Genomic DNA, 733 nt, shown 5'->3' on the forward strand with positions numbered 1-733 from the left:
GTCTGTTGATAGGGGGGCAATTATTGGTGACAAATACCTTACTAATACTTATCCAAACCCTTGTAGTTATTTGTAAAAATTATGATAACTTGCTTTGATTTATCAATCCCACTTATTGCTTCGCATGGCGTATTTCTATAGCGTGCATTCTCCCAATGTGCACCAAGATGTACATGGTTTAATGATAAACGTCAGATGGAGTCAAAAATGGAAACCAAAGAGTTGGAAACTAAGGTTCACTTTAGTGGGGAAGGGAAAGAGTACTTTGGGATATGGATTGTTAACATTCTATTGTCAGTGATCACGCTTGGTATTTATTCAGCGTGGGCCAAAGTAAGAAACAAACGCTACTTTTACGGTCATACCTCAATTGCGGGCGATAACTTTGAATATCACGGAACACCAATACAGATTCTAAAAGGGCGAATTATTGCGGTGGTTTGTGTGGTGGTTTGGTCGATATCCGAACAGGTTTCACCTCTACTATCTTTAGGTCTCATTGTGGCATTTGTGTTGTTATTACCTCTATTATCACGCAGCAACGCACGCTTTGATTCTGCGATGACCAGTTTTCGCAATGTACACTTTTCGTTTCATGGCACAATCTCAGGAGCGTATTGGGCGATTCTAGGACGTGGGACGCTCGCGACCTTAGGTTTCGTTGCGGCGATAGGTGTGGTTGTGTTTGCTATGCAGCTTAATGTGATTGCAGGAGTCGTCGCGATGTTGGTGC

General features: G+C 42.3%; 1 protein-coding gene. It reads left to right on the plus strand.

The features are described 5' to 3' along the window. Positions 1 to 207 precede the first annotated feature (207 nt). Positions 208 to 733: DUF898 family protein (locus KIV40_RS32855; protein WP_285353562.1), on the plus strand; the 526-nt coding region annotated here is incomplete at its 3' end.

Source organism: Vibrio sp. D173a, assembly GCF_030248475.1.